The organism is methane-oxidizing endosymbiont of Gigantopelta aegis, assembly GCF_016097405.1.
In the GTDB taxonomy this organism is placed as follows: Bacteria; Pseudomonadota; Gammaproteobacteria; order Methylococcales; family Methylomonadaceae; genus Methylomarinum.
On the sequence record NZ_JAEHGD010000001.1, the window covers coordinates 1,146,236 to 1,163,981 of the forward strand.

Annotated in this window: 19 protein-coding genes and 4 pseudogenes; 12 read left to right on the forward strand and 11 right to left on the reverse strand. The window is 44.5% G+C overall.

Annotated features, from left to right (window positions below; translation table 11 throughout):
* Nucleotides 1-48: 48 nt before the first annotated feature.
* Both JEU20_RS05750 and JEU20_RS05755 read left to right on the forward strand, forming a co-directional pair.
* The gene (locus tag JEU20_RS05750) at nucleotides 49-1,146 is read left to right on the forward strand and encodes a hypothetical protein (protein WP_198244124.1); all 1,098 of its coding nucleotides are present in this window, start codon (nucleotides 49-51) and stop codon (nucleotides 1,144-1,146) included.
* A 143-nt stretch (nucleotides 1,147-1,289) separates the two neighbouring features.
* A complete protein-coding gene (locus JEU20_RS05755) occupies nucleotides 1,290-1,718 on the forward strand; it encodes a hypothetical protein (protein ID WP_198244126.1) in 429 nt (142 codons plus the stop codon).
* 17 nt (nucleotides 1,719-1,735) lie between these two features.
* On the opposite strand, the pseudogene JEU20_RS05760 reads toward JEU20_RS05755, so the two are convergent.
* Nucleotides 1,736-2,227: pseudogene (locus tag JEU20_RS05760) on the reverse strand (IS5 family transposase); the annotation flags it as partial.
* A 418-nt stretch (nucleotides 2,228-2,645) separates the two neighbouring features.
* Here JEU20_RS05760 and JEU20_RS15480 point away from each other — a divergent pair.
* Nucleotides 2,646-2,855 (forward strand): transposase, encoded by a 210-nt coding sequence (locus JEU20_RS15480; RefSeq protein ID WP_198244128.1) that lies wholly within the window; start codon nucleotides 2,646-2,648, stop codon nucleotides 2,853-2,855.
* A gap of 7 nt (nucleotides 2,856-2,862) precedes the next feature.
* On the forward strand, nucleotides 2,863-3,198 hold the full coding sequence (locus tag JEU20_RS05770; protein WP_198244129.1) for a transposase: 336 nt from the start codon (nucleotides 2,863-2,865) through the stop codon (nucleotides 3,196-3,198).
* Nucleotides 3,199-3,255: 57 nt separating this feature from the next.
* Here JEU20_RS05770 and tnpC read toward each other — a convergent pair.
* Nucleotides 3,256-4,347, reverse strand: a pseudogene (gene tnpC / locus JEU20_RS05775) (IS66 family transposase); the annotation flags it as partial.
* Nucleotides 4,248-4,598, reverse strand: coding sequence for a DUF6444 domain-containing protein (locus JEU20_RS15835; protein WP_425356682.1), 351 nt, complete (start codon nucleotides 4,596-4,598; stop codon nucleotides 4,248-4,250). The pseudogene tnpC and the gene JEU20_RS15835, both read right to left, overlap by 100 nt.
* 90 nt (nucleotides 4,599-4,688) lie before the next feature.
* Here JEU20_RS15835 and JEU20_RS05780 point away from each other — a divergent pair, with 90 nt between their 5' ends.
* Together JEU20_RS05780 and JEU20_RS05785 are read left to right on the forward strand one after the other, a co-directional pair.
* The gene (locus JEU20_RS05780) at nucleotides 4,689-5,534 is read left to right on the forward strand and encodes an REP-associated tyrosine transposase (RefSeq protein ID WP_198244133.1); all 846 of its coding nucleotides are present in this window, start codon (nucleotides 4,689-4,691) and stop codon (nucleotides 5,532-5,534) included.
* Between the two features lie 22 nt (nucleotides 5,535-5,556).
* Nucleotides 5,557-6,222: an esterase/lipase family protein gene (locus JEU20_RS05785; RefSeq protein WP_281066831.1), complete on the forward strand. Its 666-nt coding sequence runs from the start codon at nucleotides 5,557-5,559 to the stop codon at nucleotides 6,220-6,222.
* Nucleotides 6,223-6,510: 288 nt separating this feature from the next.
* Here the strand turns inward: JEU20_RS05785 and JEU20_RS05790 are convergent, their stop codons facing one another.
* Both JEU20_RS05790 and JEU20_RS05795 read right to left on the reverse strand, forming a co-directional pair.
* Nucleotides 6,511-6,786: an Lpp/OprI family alanine-zipper lipoprotein gene (locus tag JEU20_RS05790; RefSeq protein WP_198244138.1), complete on the reverse strand. Its 276-nt coding sequence runs from the start codon at nucleotides 6,784-6,786 to the stop codon at nucleotides 6,511-6,513.
* Between the two features lie 129 nt (nucleotides 6,787-6,915).
* A complete protein-coding gene (locus JEU20_RS05795) occupies nucleotides 6,916-7,461 on the reverse strand; it encodes a L,D-transpeptidase family protein (protein ID WP_198244140.1) in 546 nt (181 codons plus the stop codon).
* 69 nt (nucleotides 7,462-7,530) lie between these two features.
* Between JEU20_RS05795 and JEU20_RS05800 the strand changes: the two genes are divergently transcribed.
* The 6 genes and pseudogenes from JEU20_RS05800 to ald all read left to right on the forward strand — a co-directional run bounded on the left by JEU20_RS05800 (nucleotide 7,531) and on the right by ald (nucleotide 13,258).
* Nucleotides 7,531-9,165: an alpha-D-glucose phosphate-specific phosphoglucomutase gene (locus JEU20_RS05800; RefSeq protein ID WP_198244142.1), complete on the forward strand. Its 1,635-nt coding sequence runs from the start codon at nucleotides 7,531-7,533 to the stop codon at nucleotides 9,163-9,165.
* 142 nt (nucleotides 9,166-9,307) lie between these two features.
* Nucleotides 9,308-10,055, forward strand: a pseudogene (locus tag JEU20_RS05805) (IS5 family transposase).
* Nucleotides 10,040-10,438, forward strand: coding sequence for a secondary thiamine-phosphate synthase enzyme YjbQ (locus JEU20_RS05810; protein WP_198244144.1), 399 nt, complete (start codon nucleotides 10,040-10,042; stop codon nucleotides 10,436-10,438). The pseudogene JEU20_RS05805 and the gene JEU20_RS05810 overlap by 16 nt, the downstream one beginning before the upstream one ends.
* 284 nt (nucleotides 10,439-10,722) lie before the next feature.
* Complete coding sequence (locus JEU20_RS05815) at nucleotides 10,723-11,178, forward strand: DUF411 domain-containing protein (RefSeq protein ID WP_198244146.1); 456 nt, start codon at nucleotides 10,723-10,725, stop codon at nucleotides 11,176-11,178.
* Nucleotides 11,175-12,149, forward strand: a complete 975-nt coding sequence (glk, locus tag JEU20_RS05820; protein ID WP_198244148.1) for a glucokinase — start codon at nucleotides 11,175-11,177, stop codon at nucleotides 12,147-12,149. Before JEU20_RS05815 ends, glk begins: the two co-directional genes overlap by 4 nt.
* Nucleotides 12,150-12,164: 15 nt before the next feature.
* Nucleotides 12,165-13,258 (forward strand): annotated as a pseudogene (gene ald, locus JEU20_RS05825) (alanine dehydrogenase).
* On the opposite strand, the gene JEU20_RS05830 reads toward ald, so the two are convergent.
* From JEU20_RS05830 to JEU20_RS05855, 6 genes are all read right to left on the reverse strand, one after another.
* Nucleotides 13,253-13,714, reverse strand: coding sequence for a hypothetical protein (locus JEU20_RS05830; RefSeq protein WP_198244150.1), 462 nt, complete (start codon nucleotides 13,712-13,714; stop codon nucleotides 13,253-13,255). The pseudogene ald and the gene JEU20_RS05830 overlap by 6 nt on opposite strands.
* A 115-nt stretch (nucleotides 13,715-13,829) precedes the next feature.
* Nucleotides 13,830-14,594, reverse strand: coding sequence for an HvfC family RiPP maturation protein (locus JEU20_RS05835; RefSeq protein ID WP_198244152.1), 765 nt, complete (start codon nucleotides 14,592-14,594; stop codon nucleotides 13,830-13,832).
* Nucleotides 14,575-15,426, reverse strand: coding sequence for an HvfB family MNIO-type RiPP peptide maturase (locus JEU20_RS05840; protein ID WP_198244154.1), 852 nt, complete (start codon nucleotides 15,424-15,426; stop codon nucleotides 14,575-14,577). Before JEU20_RS05840 ends, JEU20_RS05835 begins: the two co-directional genes overlap by 20 nt.
* Before the next feature lie 82 nt (nucleotides 15,427-15,508).
* Entirely contained in the window at nucleotides 15,509-16,222 is a 714-nt protein-coding gene (locus JEU20_RS05845; protein ID WP_198244156.1) for an HvfA family oxazolone/thioamide-modified RiPP metallophore, read from the reverse strand.
* A 17-nt stretch (nucleotides 16,223-16,239) separates the two neighbouring features.
* Nucleotides 16,240-16,677: a hypothetical protein gene (locus JEU20_RS05850; protein WP_198244158.1), complete on the reverse strand. Its 438-nt coding sequence runs from the start codon at nucleotides 16,675-16,677 to the stop codon at nucleotides 16,240-16,242.
* Between the two features lie 119 nt (nucleotides 16,678-16,796).
* A complete protein-coding gene (locus JEU20_RS05855; protein WP_214657288.1) occupies nucleotides 16,797-17,729 on the reverse strand; it encodes an efflux RND transporter periplasmic adaptor subunit in 933 nt (310 codons plus the stop codon).
* Nucleotides 17,730-17,746: the final 17 nt, after the last annotated feature.

Here is a 17,746-nt window from a genome sequence, read left to right on the forward strand (position 1 = left end):
CGTTGCCAGCCTGTTACCCTTGTCGTTATACGATTAAGGGAGAAAAATATGCTGAATAAAATCAGCCAGTTTTTATTTGGCAAAAAGAACGAAGTGACGCGACTAGATAAAACGAAAAAAGAATTGCCTCACAAACAAGAAAAATTGTCGTACGCGCATACTTCAAATGCAGTGGACTCGTTCTTATTCTCGATAAAAGGCGTGGGGCATCTTGAATATCCAATTTTGGATAAACACTATTCACCAAGCTCTAGGGTTCCGTGTACCGATTTGGTTCCATTTATTTCTGAACGGTTAATCGTAGGGGATATCGCTAGTGTTAAGACTATCATGCGACTTGTGATAGAAGGGAATCCAGGGCTTGGCATTGGACCAGAGTGGATTGATGAGGGTATCGATGATATTCTGTCAATACCTTTCGGAAAGTATGTATCCTTTAAATCAGAAAATGGAATATATGAACTTAAAGCTCTTTTTATTGTTGCCGCGAAAGGCGGAGGTGGTAGAGAGTTTTTAATCACAGAAGAAATTCCTCGGCTTATATCATGGGCATGCATAGCCCACCAGCCTTCATGGTCAACACAGCTACATTCTTTGGCTAAAAAGGCGAATTCATGGATAGCCAAGATGGCTAAAGATACACCATACTGGCAAGAATATGAGAGATTTTATGTTAGAGAGCTTCCGAACGCATCTATCGAAACTGATTTGCGGGCAGTCATTTTAACACTCACCCCGGCGGCACGTTTGCAACTGTTTTACGCAGTAGAAAGAGAGGGTGGGGCTTTATCCAGCCTAACCAACTATCAAATACGCAGTCTCGGAATAAATGTAGAACAGACATCAAAAGAATTGATCGAGTCAGGGCTGGTATTGCATTCGTCTTCTAAGGAAGCCATCGAATCAGCTCATTCTAAACAGGAACTGGTGGATCTATGCGAAACCTATGGCGCGACCTATAGAAAATCATGGAAGAAAGAAAAACTTGTAGAAGCACTTGAAAAGATTGATTCTGCGGTGTTAGAAAAAATCGCAAAATCTAAGAACTTGGTATCACCAAATTACCAACGTTATCCAGACTTAAGGAATGTAGTGAGAATCGCTGATGAACATCAGGTAGGATTCAAGCTTTTATGTTTTGCGTAACTACAAAAACATCGTATAACAAATCGCTCCACCTGACCGCTATTCCGCTGCGCTTCATAGCGGCAGGTGAGCTTAGTCGTTATGCATCATGGGTAAAATTATGAGTGATTTCAAAATAATAGAAAATGAAAGCAGGTTCAATTATGGATAAAGCTAAATTCTATGGGCGATTAAAAGAAGCTTATGTGGCCTTTAAGCGCGAAATTTGCTTTTTAATGTTGTTTTTAATATTGCTAATACAAATATTTCCTGCAGCCTTTCTTTCATCTAACCTGTCAGAAGGGAATGTATTAAATATTAAGGTTTCAATTTTAGTATTTTTGGGCTTGCTGTTAATCAATGTGTTATTTGACATGTATGACAAGGTTCAGCAAGACAAACGGCGTGTGACAATTATCGAGTCAAATGACTTGTTAGAAAATATTTACCGCTTAGTGAAAAACGAGAACGAAATCAAAATTAAGTATATCACTATTGCTGGCTCTACTGGCTGGGGGGATGTGCTATGTAAATTCTTAGATAAAGCTGATTCTCACTGTTTATTAGGGGCTGTTGCCATTTCACATAGGTAACCATAAAAAGGCGCAGTTGAATTCTTTTTTCTTGGGATAACAGGAACAGCCCCTTTGTCTTTAATTTGAAGACGTAATGCTTCACTGTCATAGCCTCTGTCAGCAACTATATAGTCACCTTTTGGGAGCTCTGCAACTAATTTCGGTGCTTCTTTACAGTCATGAACTTCGCCGCCTGTCACTGAGAAATGAATAGGAAGACCACAGGCATCAACGGCCATATGAATTTTACTGGTGTTCCCGGCGACAGATTTCCCTATCGCTGTTTCTTGTTCACAGGCCGCACCACTACTATGCTGATGTGCTTTCACAATACTCCCATCAATAAATTCCCATTCCAGGTCTGGATCAACAACCAAGGCGTTAAAAATACCCATCAGTTTTTCTTTACGAGACCAGTCATTGAATCGTTTATATACCGCATTCCAATTACCAAAAGCCGTGGGTAAATCTCTCCAGGGACAACCTACTCGCAAGCGATAAAAAATACCTTCGACTGTTTTTCGAAGACAAGACAGCCCCTAGCAAAGCGAAAAATTAAAATTGAAATCGCCACCGTTGCAGACTCAGTTTTAAATCAGCTGGGTGAAGAGGGACATCGTTACGAATCGGTTTCCAATACGGTTGACGAAATTCACCGTTGTATTCAACGATTAGAAAATAGCGGTTATAAGAACGTAGATATTCGTTTGTATCGCTATACCCATATGCCCAATTTCATTGGTTATTTAATTAACGATAATTATTTGTTCACAACCTTGGCTTACTGGGAATTAGAAGATGGTAGTGAAAATAAACTGGCCTTACGCGGCGGTCGACGCCCACATATTGTATATGATAAAAACGATGGCTTTGGCGGTGATTATTATATTAATAAATTTAAGGGGCTTTGTTGCATAAATCATAAGGATCCCCATAGTATAGGGTATGGACAAGAAAAAGAAACAACGCTACAAACTAAAGAATTGGTCGAATTACAATCAAGCCTTGATCAATCGAGGTTCATTGACGCTATGGTTCGAAGAATCCATGATCAAGCAATGGCATCAGCCTGAAAAGACAGGCTATAGAGGAAGCCCGATGACGTATTCTGATACTGCTATTCAATGCGCATTGACCCTGAGAGAAACTCTTTAAGCTGCCGTTGAGAGCGACACAGGGATGTTTGTTGTCGTTAGTCCAGTTATTAAAGCTGTCTATCCAGATTCCTCATTACAGTACATTAAGTCGCCGCCAGCAAACTCTGGAGGTTCGGCTGCCTCGTTCAAGCAGTCGAACGCCAAGACACTTAGTCGTCGATTCGACCGGCTTAAAAGTCTACGGTGAAGGCGAGTGGAAAGTTCGCAAACATGGTGCCAGCAAGCGCAGAACCTGGCGTAAACTCCATATCATGGTTGATGCACAAACGCAGGAAGTCGTGGCAGTTGTAACCGTTCACACCCTTATAACCGCTTGCTGCTCAGGGATAGGTAAGCGGTAAGAGACTTGGCCATCTGTCAGACCCTGAGTGCAAATCGTTCTGAGGGTTTGATACAGATTAAGCCCCTAACCGTCTACAGGTCTCGATCACGGACAAGATCATCGGCCGAAACTGATCGCCGCGGTGTGATTGACTGAAAAAACTGATTTTCCGCCAGATAACATAAGGGCGCAACGACCTCTCCGCGGCATTGTTGGTCAGCGGCACACCGGGATGGTCCAGAAAGGTCCAGAGCCTTGGAAAATCCTTTAGCAGTTTGCGGCAGCTGTTGCCGGTTTTGGTTTTTCCATGGATGAGTGCGCTCTGTTCCAGTTGGGTTTTGAGGCGTTGACGGAGCTTTTCCAGTCGCTGTCGATAATGCTGGCTTTGATAGTCGCTTTGTTGCCAGCGTTTGGCGCATCGTACCCCTAATCGAGCCAGCCTCAGCAATTTTTGACCGTCTTTGCCTGCTTGTCCCCGGCGTTGGGCTATTTTTTCCAAGTTACGGATGATATGCGCCCAGCAATATTGGTGTTTATTGGCTGCATAGTCGTTGTAAGCACCATGGCGGTCGGTGACTAAGACGCCATTGAAGTTGCCGAGTAAAGCGTTGGCCGCGCCTTTACCGCGCGAATAGTGGGTCAGAAAGTAGGCGGCCTGGTCGGTGGATAAGGACCAGAGCCAGTAGGTGCTGCGATTCCGGTAGTGTCGGGTTTCATCGGCATAGCCGAGATTCGCGGCACGAACCGCTTCACCGATTTGTTGATAGACGGGGGCCAGCCAGTCATTGAGCTTTTTCTGGCTTTGGCTGATAGCTCCTAAACTGAAGGTCAGGCCCCATTGTTCCTGGAGCAGACTTTCAATCTGTCTTAAGGTCAGGTGGTAACGGCCATTTATCAGGTTGATCCAGGCAATCAGACCCGGCCCCATTTGGCCGGCAGGAACGGCGTCGGGCAGATGGGCTTTATGGTGCTGTCCACAGCGTTGACAACAACCTGCGTAGCACTGATGTTCGGTGACTTCATAGCGCACTTCAGGTAAATCAAAAACTTGATGGCGTTGGTAACGATCTATCTGGACTGTTCCACCACAACCACAGACTGCATGCGGATAGTAGCGCTTGATGTGGTCGACCTGGTCTTCGGGCAATAACGTCCGTTCGTGCTTTTTGTGGCCCGTCTGCGCCCCTTTTTACGCCCCGTCGGGGTTTTGCGGTGGCGTTCCGCGCGTTTTTTAGGGCTGTCTTGTGAGGGCGGTGTTGAGGAATTGTCGGAACCATTATTTAATTGTTCCTCCAGTTCCTCTTTCCAGATTTGGAGTTGCCTAATCGCTTCCCACAACGTCAAAATCACCTGGTGAGACTCTTCTAATGTCTCAGGCAAAGGTGGCGGTTGGGTGAAATCCAGTGGGAGTTTGCTCATACACGAATTTTCTGATTTTTTGGGTGGTTTGGCAAGTGTTGTGAACGGTTACCAACCAACGCTCTTTTTTAATTTTCATGATCAAGAAAAATGGCTAGACCTTTAAGACTGGAATTTGCAGGTGCCTTGTATCACATCACGTCTCGAGGTAATCGTAAGGAGGCGATTTACGAGCAGGATGAGGATAGAAAAAACTTTTTAAATATTCTGGCTGATGTTTGTCGGCAATATAATTGGGTTGGCTATGCCTACTGTTTAATGGATAATCACTATCACTTGTTGATTGAAACACCTGATGGCAATTTATCAAAAGGCATGCGGCAGTTAAATGGCCGTTATACCCAGACATTTAATCGCAGGCACCAGCGGGTTGGACATGTTTTTCAAGGACGGTATAAGGCTATTCTGATTGATAAAGACAGTTATTTGCTGGATCTGACTCGATATATCGTCCTCAATCCTGTTAGAGCGGGAATGGTGCGTTCCGCCAAGGATTGGCCCTGGAGCAGTTATCGGGAAACCATCGGACAAAAGAGCAAGCCTGACTGGTTAAATAGTGATTGGCTGTTGGCTGGATTTGGCCGAAACAAGACAGACGCCATTGAAGCCTATAAACGCTTTGTCAGAGAAGGTAAGGGACAGCCATCTCCTTGGGAGCAGCTGAAAAATCAAGTGTTTTTGGGTGATGACAAATTTGTGGAATCCATGCAAGGGCGGATAAAAAATGATCAGGACTTGAGCGAAATTCCAGCTTCACAGCGCAGGCCGATGGCAAAAGAGTTGTCGTATTATGCCAAGAAATACCTATCGCGAAATGATGCAATTGTTGCTGCCTATGCGAGTAATGGCTATACGTTAAAAGAGATTGGGGATTATTTTAATCTACACTATTCTACTGTCAGTGGTATTGTGAGAAATCATAAAGCAAAGGTGTGACCTTGTGAAATGCGAATCTGTTGTGTTATTACACGGCTTGGCAAGAAGTCACCGTTCCATGGCAAAGCTGGAAAAGGCACTTACCAAACAGGGCTATTCCACCATCAATATGGATTATCCGTCAACGAAATATCCTATTGAAGAATTAGCTGAAAACACTATTCCCAAAGCATTAGCATGTTGCCATAACAGCGCAAAGGTGCATTTTGTAACGCATTCGCTTGGGGGAATTTTAGCTCGTCATTATTTAGCCAACCATACTATTGAAAATTTAGGGCGCGTGGTTATGCTAGGGCCACCTAATAAAGGCTCCAACATTGTCAATAAACTGCATCAGTTGGCCGTTTATCAATTTATCAATGGTCCCGCAGGTATGCAAATTGGGGCCGAAGAAAGTAGCTTGCCAAATCAGCTTGGAGCTGTAAATTTTGAACTTGGCGTGATAGCCGGAACCCGAACAGTAAATCCTGTACTATCACTTATGCTAGAAAAGCCAAACGACGGCAAAGTCTCGGTCGAAAACAGTAAAGTTGATGGCATGACCGAGCATATTACACTCCCTGTCACACATACGTTTATGATGAATAATAACTCCGTTATTTCATATGTGATTCATTTTTTAAAATATGGCACTTTTAAGGGAATGAAGAATTTGAGGAACCCATTCGGCGTGAATAAAAATCATTAGAATTTAAATGGAATCCCCACTTCACAACGCAGACTAGCGGCAAAGAGTTCTCTGATTACGCGAAGAAATACAAGCAGCGAAATGATGCAATTGCAGCCGCCTATGCGAGTAATGCGGTTACATGTTGAAAGAATTGGGGGGATTATTTTAAGCCGCACAATTTCTCTGCCAGTGGTATTGCGATAGATCACAAACCAAAGACCTGACCCCAATTGACATTAAAAACCCCGCTATGCGTTTTTACACAGCGGGGTTTTTTAAACAGCAAGAATGAAAAAATCGAAATGATTATTTCATCATGGATCTTTTGAACATGCGATCAAGTTTGCTATTAGTTTCTTGAGCAAACTGCGCCGCACGGTTTGCAGCCGCTTCTGCCGCTGCCGCTCTAGCCGCTGCTTCTGCCGCAGAGGCTTGTGCTTTTGCCGCATCAGAAGATGCTGAAGAAATTTGCGTTTTTAAGGTATCAATCTGAGATTGCAGATTGTCGATATCTGAAGTGCTGGCACAACCTGTTGCTAAACCGGCAATAACTAAAACAGATGCAAATTTTATTGTTCTCATAATACGTTCCTCGTTTGATAAATTAGGAGTCAGATAAAGTCTATACAGAATTTATGAATCGTAACTTAAATACGCTTATATTCCTGTATTTCCCCCAATTCTGCCTTGTTTTTTGCAGACTTTCCAGTTTTATTTTATTTCTACACGTGTACCCTTTTCGATCCAGCGGCTTAAAATATCAATCTGGCGATTTGTCAGTGCGATGCAGCCGTGGGTCCAATTCATCAGGTGATGGATTTTAATGTCCCCTTTTCCAAGCCCATGAATCCCGATATTACCGCCTAACACCGTATCCTGAGGTGGCGGTTCATTAGCCATGTGTTTATCAATAATTCTATAATAGGTTTTATGGTCGATGCGCCCAATATTCAAGGCTCTGAAGGCATCTGAAATTGAGGGATAATTCAGCCCAAAAAACCGGTAATAAGGACTTCTCCGATTGATCCAGGCAATTCGGTAATGCCCGATTGGAGTGATATCATCGCCTTGCTCTAGCTTGTATCCTGAACCATTTCGACCAATTGCAATGTCAGATAAAGTGGTTATCGTTTTTTCGCCGCGTTTAATCAGAAGTTGCTGTTTTTGTGTATCGATTTCTATCCAAACCTCATCGGCAAACGTTTGAAAATGAAACAGACATAATACTAGAAACAACAAGACCTGTGTGAACGTCATAAAAACCTACAAATTAGAACTGATTTGGTGTAATTTAAAGCTCGTATTCTCTCATTGAAGGATTGATTTATGAAAACAGAAACCGTCAAAACCACGCCTTACGATGATCAAAAACCCGGCACCTCGGGATTGCGTAAAAAAGTCACTGTTTTTCAGCAACCGAATTATCTGGAAAACTTTGTGCAGTCGATATTCAATTCACTCGATGATTTTAGAGGACAAAAACTGGTTATTGGTGGCGATGGTCGTTATTTTAACCGCCAGGCAATTCAAATCATTATTAAAATGGCAGTTGCCAACGGTTTTGGCGAGTTGATCATCGGCCAGGGCGGCTTGTTATCCACCCCGGCGGCGTCCCATATTATCCGTAAATACCAGGCGTTTGGAGGCATCATCTTATCCGCCAGCCATAACCCTGGTGGCCCAAGTGAAGATTTCGGCATTAAATACAATGTCAGCAATGGCGGGCCAGCGCCGGAAAAATTTACCGATGCCCTCTATGAGAATAGCAAAACCATTGCAGAATACCGTATCGCCCGAATAGATGATATTGACTTAGACACCGTGGGCACACAACAGATCGCAGATATCGATATAAAAATCATCGATCCGGTCGATGATTATGCCCAATTGATGACTGAAATATTTGATTTTGATCTGCTAAAGACCAGCATCAGTTCCGGTTATTTAAGCTTATGTTTCGACGCCATGCATGCCATAACCGGCCCTTATGCCAAACGTATTCTGGAAGAGATGCTAGGTGCTGAACCTGGCTCAGTCATTAACGCAGAGCCTAAAGAAGATTTCGGCGGCGGTCACCCCGACCCCAATATGGCGCACGCCAAAGAATTGACCAAACGGATGTTTTCAGAGAATGCACCAGTATTTGGTGCGGCATCAGACGGCGATGGTGACCGTAACATGATTATGGGTGCCGGTTTTTTTGTGACACCCAGTGATAGCTTGGCCGTTATAGCCGCCAATGCCAACTTGATACCGGCCTATAAAAAAGGCTTGAAAGGTGTTGCCCGCTCTATGCCGACCAGCCAGGCGGTTGACCGGGTGGCCAAAGCCAGAAACCTGCCTTGCTACGAAACCCCAACGGGCTGGAAATACTTTGGCAACCTGTTAGATGCCGGAAAAATAACCCTTTGTGGCGAAGAAAGCTTTGGTACGGGTTCTGATCATGTCCGCGAAAAAGACGGCTTATGGGCTGTATTATTCTGGCTCAACATGATCGCGCGCAAGCGTCAGCCGGTTGCTGATATTGTGCATCAACATTGGCAGGAATTTGGCCGTGATATTTATTGTCGCCACGACTATGAGGCTGTCGATGCCGATAAAGCTAATGCTATTTTTGACCATCTGCGTGGCTTACTCGCTGACTTGCCGAACAAAACATTTAAAGGCTACAGTGTCGCCTTCGCCGATGAATTCAGTTATACCGACCCAGTCGACCAAAGCGTCAGTCATCGACAAGGCATTCGAGTCGGTTTTAGTGATGGCTCCCGAATTGTTTTCCGCTTATCCGGCACCGGAACAGTGGGTGCAACGTTACGAATTTACCTGGAAAAATTCGAACCTGATGTCGATAAACAAGACCAAGATGCCCAACAGGCTTTAGCCGATCTCATCGAAATTGCTGAACAATTATGCGAAGTCAAAAAACGCACAGGCCGTACTTCTCCAGATGTAATCACTTGATATGTGGATTCAAAAAGACATAAAACTGACCCCAAAAAAACGTGGATTTCATCTAGGGGCTGTTGCCGTTTTGAAAATCCCCCTTGAAATTCAATAACTCCGCCACATAGATTGTTTATTTTGACTCAAAAACAAGCAAACTATGCCGCGACAACTGCTTACGGATGAACTTTGGGAGAAACTGAAGATAATTATGTTGAAAATGGGAATTTATGACAAACCTTGTCTTCGAAAAACAGTCGAAGGTATTTTTTATCGCTTGCGAGTAGGTTGTCCCTGGAGAGATTTACCCACGGCTTTTGGTAATTGGAATGCGGTATATAAACGATTCAATGACTGGTCTCGTAAAGAAAAACTGATGGGTATTTTTAACGCCCTGGTTGTTGATCCAGACCTGGAATGGGAATTTATTGATGGGAGTATGTGAAAGCACATCAGCATAATAGTGGTGCGGCCTGTGAACAAGAAACAGCGATAGGGAAATCTGTCGCCGGGAACACCAGTAAAATTCATATGGCCGTTGATGCCTGTGGTCTTCCTATTCATTTCTCAGTGACAGGCGGCGAAGTTCATGACTGTAAAGAAGCACCGAAATTAGTTGCAGAGCTCCCAAAGGTGACTATATAGTTGCTGACAGAGGCTATGACAGTGAAGCATTACGTCTTCAAATTAAAGACAAAGGGGCTGTTCCTGTTATCCCAAGAAAAAAGAATTCAACTCGGGGAAATGATGAAATGGATTGGTGTCTCTACAAATATCGCCATCTCGTTGAAAATGTGTTTGCAAGACTTAAGCATTTCAGAGCGATCGCCACGCGATATGACAAACTCAAACGAAATTTTGAAGGCTCTATCGCTCTGGCTTGCGCCTTTTTATGGTTACCTATGTGAAATGGCAACAGCCCCTAGTGACTGATGAAATCTTAAGGCAGGTGCCGGAGTTATCGTCACTGACAGTTGGGTTGATGCATGTATTTATTCAACATACCTCGGCGTCTTTGACACTCAACGAAAATGCCGATGCCTCGGTCAGAGAAGATTTCGAACGTTTTTTTAATCAGGCAGTGCCAGAGGATGCGCCTTATTATACGCATACCTATGAAGGAAGCGACGACATGCCCGCTCACCTCAAGTCCAGCCTGCTCGGTGCTAGCGTGATGGTTCCGATTGCAAATGGACGTTTGAAAATAGGCATCTGGCAGGGTATTTATTTATGTGAGCATCGTAACCACGGGGGGCCGAGACACCTGGTTATTACCTTGCATGGAGAGTGAAGAAAATATATTTGAACATTTAAAAATAGTTAAAGTCTGCTTTGTGTCTAGGAGGCTGTCGGATTTAGGAAAATTCTACTGCGACAGTGGGAAATCAGTCCATTTTTCCGATCTTTTTCGTTGCGTAGCACCACTATGCGCCTCAAAAGATCGAAAAACTGTCCTCGATTTTCTACTCGTCTCGTTACGAATCCCTAAACCCGACAACCTCCTAGAGCAGAGCGTGTACAACATCCATGCAGGCGCATCCATCCTGACTAAAAAATATTTAAAGGTAAATCATTATGATAAAAAAAACATTCGTGACACTTTTTTTATGTTCCAGCATTCTGTCACCGGCAATGGCCGAATCAGAAACAACTGACATCACCGTGTATCGCAGCCCGACCTGTGGCTGTTGTAAAAAATGGGTGCAACATTTAAAAGACAATCATTTTAATGTCACCGATATTGTCAAAGACGATATGCAGAGCATAAAGCAAGCCTTAGGTATTCCTCGTGCGCTGGCTTCATGCCATACCGCTGTCGTCAATGGTTATACCGTCGAAGGCCATGTGCCGGCCACCGATATAAAAAATATGCTGACGCAAAATGCCGACATTGCCGGCATTTCGGTTCCGGGCATGCCTGCTGGAACACCGGGTATGGAAATGGGTGGACGCAAAGTTCCTTATCAAGTCGTTTCCTTCGACAAAAAAGGCGAATTCAAGGTATTCAATCAATATAACGTCGCACAATGATTTTAGCCGGCGATATTGGGGGCACGAAGACCCTGTTAGCGCTGTTTTCGGCAACAAGTGGCGATTGTGTCGTCAAACAACAGTACTCAAGCGCTGATTTTAAAAATTTTTACGATCTACTCGACAGCTTTTTAGCCAAACATTCAAAGCCTGAGTTGGCGGCGGTTTGTTTAGGAGTGGCAGGGCCTGTTGTGGAAGGAAATTGTGTAACCACAAATTTGCCCTGGACTTTGCGTGCAGGTGACATCAAGACCCGCACCGGTGCCCGGCATGTTGCCCTGCTGAATGATCTGGAAGCGATGTCCTGGGGACTGCTAAATATGCCTGAAGCTGATTTTATCGCACTGAACCCTGATGCCGAACAAACCATGGGGCATATTGCGGTACTGGCAGCCGGTACGGGGCTTGGCGAAGCGATTATCGTACGCGACAAGGCGCATACCAGGGTACTGTCCACCGAAGGTGGACACACCGATTTTGCGCCGACTGATGAACGTGAATTTAAACTGTTTACGTTTTTGCAGCAAAAATATGGACACCACATCAGTTATGAGCGCGTGGTTTCAGGCATGGGAATTGTTGATATTTACGACTTTTTAAAACAGCAAACAAATATGCCAGCGACAACGGAAACGGAGCAACGTTTCGAGCGAGAAGACAAGGCCGCGGTTATCAGTCAGCAGGCGCAAGCTAAACACGACCCATTATGTATCGAAACGATGCGCATTTTTTGTCGCTGCTATGGCGCTGAGGCGAGTAACCTGGCGTTGAAAGCATTGAGTTATGGGGGTGTTTTATTAGCTGGGGGTATCGCCGCTAAAAACCTGGATTTGATGACAGATGGTGTGTTTATGCAGGCGTTTTTGGACAAAGGCCGTTATCATAAGTTGTTAACAAAAATACCGGTAAAAATTTGTTTAAATGCTGAAGCCGCCCTGTTAGGCGCGTTTTACTATGCGTTAACACGTTGAAAAACAGAGGACGTTATGAAAATTGGTATCCCAAAAGAAATAAAAAACCAGGAAATGCGGGTGGCGATGACGCCGGTGGGCGTAGCCAGACTGACAGCCGCGGGGCACACCGTGTGTGTCGAACAATCGGCAGGTGAAGACTCAGGCTTTAGCGATGCTGAGTATAAAACTGCAGGAGCAGAAATCGTATCGACAGCACAGGCCTGGGCCAGCGATTTAGTCGTCAAGGTCAAAGAGCCGCAGCCCACCGAGTATGATTTTCTGAATGGGCAAATACTGTTTACCTATTTACATTTATCCGGTGTCGATAAGACACTGACACTGGCATTGCTGAACAAAAATGTCACCGCTATCGCTTATGAAACACTGGAAGATGAAAACGGCCATTTACCCGCATTAGCACCAATGAGTGCCGTGGCCGGCAATATGTCGGTTTTAATGGGAAATTATTTTCTGGCACGCTTCAATCAAGGACGCGGCGTTTTACTCGCCCAGGTCTTAGGCAAAAAATCCGGCAAGGTACTCGTGATTGGCGATGGCATCGTCGGTCAGCATGCGGCCAGAGTGGCATTGGCTTTAGGCGCTGAAGTCACCATTGCCGGCCTGAATAACACAAACAAGCATTAGCGGAAAAAGACCTTGCCGGCGTAAGCTTTTTGCTCTCGACACCGAAAAATATTGCGGCCAGCACTCAGGAGAGCGACCTGGTTGTGGGGGCTGTTTTGATAAAAGGCACTCGCGCACCCAAAGTTGTTACCGAAGAAATGATTTGTCAGATGCAGCCCGGCGCTGTGGTGGTCGATGTCAGCATTGATCAGGGCGGCTGCATTGAAACATCAAGACCGACCAGTCATGCAGACCCGGTGTTTGTCAAACACCATGTCGTACATTATTGTGTCACCAATATGCCCGGTGCTTATCCAAGAACATCTACGTTTGCGCTGACCCGGGTGACATTAGGTTATATTGAATTGCTGGCAAATGAAGGCGTCGAAGCCTTTTTGAAAACGCCAAACTTGCGCCGGGCGATCAATGTTTATCAAGGCCGGATCGTCTACAAAGCAATCGCCAAAGATCTGGCCTTGATGGATTATTATCAGGCCTTATAAATAGTCGTCTAAACCACTCAGGCCGTTAACCGACCAGTTATCCTTGTCGCTTAAGGCTGTCGGCTCAAATTCATCGCCTGTGTATTTAATCCGGCAGACATAGCGCGCGGTCACATTAGCCCCATTTTCGGGCAATAAATCAATATCGGCATTGATCACATATTGCGTATTGCCAATATCCCAGGCATTGACCGGCTTGCTGGCATAAGAGACGGAAATATGCGAATCAACTTCATCTGCAATGTAAAGATTACATTGGTCAAAAGCATAACCGAGCATACGTCCATCGGCAGAGGCTTCCACCGCTTCAGGGTCATCTTCTTTTAGGAATAAATCTGAAGCAATGACATCATAAACCAACGGCATGACAATCTTGACTTGAAAAGCGATTAAGGCAATCAGACCAACAATAAATAAAATAAACTTATACTTCTTTGGCATAGCTTGTTTTGACATAGTTTTTTTAATAGTTTTTAGGTTGTGGACTCAAACAGCGTTTATCTCTGTTCTAATGGATAAGATTATATAACAGGCCGAATTGTTCCGAGATGTTATATGGATTCAACTTTGTTCATGCAGGAATAATGACAGCTTTAGCCAATAATTGCTCGAATACGGGTAATCCATGTGTTACGAGGGACTCAGGATTTGCGGGCAATAGTGTTTCAGCAATACGGTTAATATAACTTATTGCTGTTTGTCCAGCATTGTTCTCAATCGCCTGTAACAATTGAAAGATTAAGGCGTTGATTTCAATAAAATGAACGTCATCATGCGCATCCCGATAAACCAGCAAAAAGGTCGGCTGCTCAGGCGGCGTTAGCGGCATAAATTGCGGTGATATTTTATGTACAGGGTATTGATAAGCCAGAGGCCAGGCCAAAGGCGACAGCCGAACGGTTAAATCCGCTATTGTTTCAGTCTTTGCTGTACGATTTGTCGGTAACGCCTCTTGTGCGATCGACAGTTTCATTTCGACCCATTCATAATGCGCCAGTTCCACTAGAAACGGAAAATCCTCGGTATTGTTGCGCTCATTTTGTAAATAATCGATAAATTCTTCTGCAATTTCTGAGAAATATGGCGTCGTACAGGCATGGCGGGCAAAAAAATCCTGTGCTAGTGCCAGCCATTGTTGATCGGACAACAGTGTGCGGATCACCGGAAAATTGGAACTTAAAAAACTTTCAATATTATTGAAAAACAGCTCCCGGTAGGCCGCCATGCGTTTTTGCTCAACATCAGCAGGTTGAGGATTATTAAATGGATCGCGAATATAGGCTGCAAAACATGCTTGAACGCGTTGGAAATGTTTCTCAGGCTGTTTGTTTTTCATGCTGCACCACCCAAGCCTGTTGAATATGACGAATGGTTTCTACCTCGCCGGCCAAATCTGCCAACGGTGGTAAATTAAAGTCACGCTCCAGCAATGTTGGAAACACACCATACCATTCATAGGCTTTAGCGAGTAATTTCCATACCGGATCAATAACATCGGCGCCATGGGTGTCAATCAAAAAATCATCCGCTTCAATATAGTGGCCGGCAATATGTGCGTAGGCGATACGATCAGCAGGAATGGCTTTTAAAAAGGCTTCGGCATCATAGCTATGATTGATGCTGTTGACATAAATATTATTGATGTCGATCAACACATCACAATCGGCTTCTTCGATAACGGCATTGAAAAAATCAATTTCCGCCATTTCCTGACCTGGTGCCGCATAGTAAGACACGTTTTCAATCGCAATTTTCTGCTCCAGAATATCCTGTACCCGGCGAATGCGGGCAGCGACATGATGAATGGCGTCTTCGGTAAATGGAATAGGCATCAAGTCGTATAAATGCCCCTCATGACTGCAATAGCTCAAATGTTCGCTGTAAAACTTGATTTGATGCTGTTGCATGAATTGTTTGACCGCCTTAACAAAATCTTCATCTAATGGATCACTACTACCAATCGATAAAGACAATCCATGACAAACAAAATCAAATTGTTCGGTCATAGCGCGAAACTGCTTGCCCAGTTTTCCGCCAAGCGTCATCCAGTTTTCAGGTGCAACTTCGTAAAAAGAAACATTTTCCGGCGGCTGTTCCAGGCATTCAGTCAAGAAGGAACGGCGCAAACCAAGACCTGCACCCTGTACTTTATTCCGGCAGGTTTCCATAACAGCCCCTTAAGTTGAATTAAAATAAAAAATCCGGGACACAAATTGCCCCGGATTTACTTTGAATAACCGGGAAAGTAGATTATTCGCCGGCTGCCGTATCAGGATCAACTTTGGCACCACAACTCATTTCACCACCTTTCATACCCCCCATGCCTTTCCCTTGCATACCACTCATCCCTTTCATGCCTCCCATTTTTTTCATCATGGCACCGCAGCTCATTTCACCACTTTTCATTTTCTCCATCATGGCGCCGCAGCTCATTTCACCGCTTTTCATTTTCTCCATCATGGCACCACAGCTCATTTCGCCATCCGTCTTCATGCCACCCATACCTTTCATATCATCCTTACCTTTCCCTTCCATACCGCAAGCGCCTTCCTTGCCTTTCATCATCGCACCACAGCTATTTTCCAAGCCTTTTTTCATTTTTCCATTTTCCATCATGGCGCCGCATTTTCCTTCGCCACAAGCTGCCTCCTGAGTTTTTGGCTTGTATTTTTTAACCGTGTAGTTTTGTTGTCCACCGGTTTTGCTTAAATTCCCGGCGCATTTCCCTTCACCGCATTTCGCCTCGCCACATTTCCCTTCACCGCAAGCGCCTTCGACTTTTTTAGTCATATTAGCGCCACATTTCATTTCAGAAGTATTATCAGATTGAGCCACCTGCATATAGCCTTCAGACAATTCATTCATAGCGAACGGGTTACTTTCGGCAACGGCCGTTGCCGAAAAGCTGGAAACAACAGTGGCGCCGATGGCAGTAACGAATGGTTTTTTATGTAATTTTTTCATAGCTATTCTCTTGTGTTTTATTGAGTGGATTCTGTGTTATCTGACTCTGGTATTTCAACCGCCGTCTGTCCAGGTTTTATTTTTAATAACCAGCCGCCTTGACCAAGACAACCGCCCTCTTTAGACCGGGCAAATAAATTGATACGCGCAAAGGTATTTTGCAGATCTCCCGGCAATTTTCCTTTAGCAACAAAAAAATTAGTTTTATCGATAATGGTCAATTCCACCGGAAGTTTTCTTGCTTCGGCCTTAATTGTACTTGGGTCTGCCCAATTTGAGACATGGAATGAAATCTCGCTACCTGGCTCGACTTCAGATAAGTGTTCAGGAACAAAAGTCCTGAATTTGGGTTTTTTACAGCCTTTCTCTTCCTCGGAACGGGCATTGTATGAAAAAGCCTGATGAGAAAAAGACAAGAGGCAAAGAAGTGTGATTAAGCTTTTTGTTATCGTCATTATTAGCCCTCTTTAATACATGCAGCATATCAGACTTTAATGACTTTTAGTGTCTATTTCAACTGGTTTATTTTATGAACAAACAATCCTTTATTTTTTCTGTTCAGAAACGACTACGCTTAATCATCATCGTCAGGAATTTGTGAGCGGCATTCGTGTGAAAGCAGAATCTGACCGCCTCGGACAACGATTTCATCGCCCGGGTTGATGTTATCGGAGACAAGATAGCCTTTTTGCACGGGTGTGTAATGGTCAATATTTTGATGTCGGAAATGTTCCGGGCCCGTTTTGATATACACGAAAGCCTGACCTAGATGCCATAACAAGGCAGAAGCCGGAATAAACAAACCGTGTTGCGTAGCACCCGCTAAAGGCACAGACACACTGAAATGTTGTTTATTGTGTAAATGGCCATCGTGCGTAATGAATAGAATTTGGGATGTTTGGCGGACAACATCGAATACGTCAATATTCGGCAGCGGCTGAACCTTTATGGTCTGTTGAGCGCCGGTAATGTTGATATCCAACGTGTTGATAGCGCTCATCACAGCCTGTCGTGGTCTTGGAATGGCAATGATTTTGCTGTTTCCAGTCAGTAGATCATCAACCTGGCCATGTTGTTGGCAAAAAATATCGGCTAATTGCTGCCACTGTAAACGGTTTTTGCTCATCAGGGTGTGGTAACGCAGGGTTGCTGTGTTTAGCGTGGTTTGGTCAGCCAGCCATTGCCGTTTTTGCTGCTCTACCGCACGCAACGAAGTCGCCTTATTGCGATACATGGTTTGCACACGGGCCAGTGCCGACTGACTGATGTTAAATTGCGCCCGCGCTTGTTCCATCAGCTGTTTGTTTTCCAGACATTGGCGTCGGAATGAAAGCAATGGTGTTAAATCCAGTACAGCACCATAATGCGGCAACTGAGCTGCAACTTGAAGGGTTTGTGCAGGCTGTGTTTCAATCAGCGCATTTTGCTGCATGGAAAGTGGCAGATTGACAAGAATACTAATAGGCTCATTTTCATCATCGTCATCAGCCATAGCAACAGACGGCATGCCGAATAGGGCCAATA